The 1,117-nt window shown below is 68.7% G+C and carries 1 protein-coding gene; it reads right to left on the bottom strand.

What is annotated here, in order from left to right; genetic code table 11:
• Positions 1–2 precede the first annotated feature (2 nt).
• Positions 3–1,115, bottom strand: coding sequence for a zinc-binding dehydrogenase (locus tag FFA01_RS15790; RefSeq protein WP_146857136.1), 1,113 nt, complete (start codon positions 1,113–1,115; stop codon positions 3–5).
• Positions 1,116–1,117 lie beyond the last annotated feature (2 nt).

Below are 1,117 nucleotides of genomic sequence, written 5' to 3'. Positions count from 1 at the left end.
TCTCAGTCGCGGATGGCGGTGGAGGTGGTGGGGTGGGTGAGGGTGGGGACGATGCTGACTTTGACGGAGCCGCCTTCGCTGTCGGCGACGAGGTCGAGGGCGTCTTGGAAGCGGTCGAGGGGGAATTGGTGGGTGCAGATCTGGTCCATGGGGAGGGTTCCGCTCTCGAGGAGTTTGATCGCGGCGGGCCAGCAGTGGGGTCCGAGGTGGGCGCCGAGGACGTTGAGCTCTTTGTCGTCGCTGATGATGGACCAGTCGACGGAGGCGTTGGAGCCGAAGACGGAGTACTCGACGTAGGTGCCGAGTTTGCGGAGGAGGTTCAGGCCCTGTGACACGGCCGAGGGGTGGCCGGTGGCTTCGATGTAGACGTCGGCGCCGTAGCCGTCGGTGAGGTCCTTGATCTTCTGGACGGCGTCGTCGGTGGTGATGTTGATGGTGAGGTCGGCGCCGGCTTGTCGGGCGAGGGCGAGTTTGTCGTCGGACATGTCGAGTGCGATGACGAGTCGGGGGTTCTTCTGGCGGGTGCCGGCGATGGCGCCGAGGCCGATGGGGCCGGCGCCGGCGATGACGACGACGTCGTCGAAGTGGATGTCGCCTCGTTCGACGGCGTGCATGGCGCAGGAGAGGGGTTCGGCGAATGCGGCGACGTGGGGGGCGAGGTCGCGGCTGACGGGGTGGGTCAGGGCGCGGGTGGGGACGAGGACGTATTCGGCCATGGCGCCGTCGAAGCCCTTGAAGCCGAACATGTCGTGGGGTGCGCACATCCAGTAGGCGCCCATGAGGCAGTAGCGGCAGTCGCCGCAGGGCACGATCTGCTCGCACGCGATGCGGTCGCCGAGGTCGACGCCTCGTCGGGTGAGGGCGGTGGTGTCGCCCTGGACGACGGTCCCGACGAATTCGTGGCCGGCGATGCGGTCGCGTTCGGCCCACGCGGGCCGGTTCTCGTCGCCCCAGAACTTCGCGGCGCCGTGGTAGCACTTCAGGTCGGAGGCGCAGACGCCGACGGCGTCGACCTTGAGCAGCAGCTCGCCCGGTCCCGGGGTCGGCACGGGCACGGTGTCCAGGCGGTAGTCCTCCGGGCCGTGGACCACCACCGCCCTCATCGTCGACGGGATCG

Origin of the sequence: Frigoribacterium faeni, assembly GCF_007988805.1 — a bacterium.
GTDB classification, from domain to species: domain Bacteria; phylum Actinomycetota; class Actinomycetes; order Actinomycetales; family Microbacteriaceae; genus Frigoribacterium; species Frigoribacterium faeni.
The sequence above is the reverse complement of the archived record's forward strand: the minus strand, read 5'-3'. Positions and strand labels throughout refer to the sequence as shown.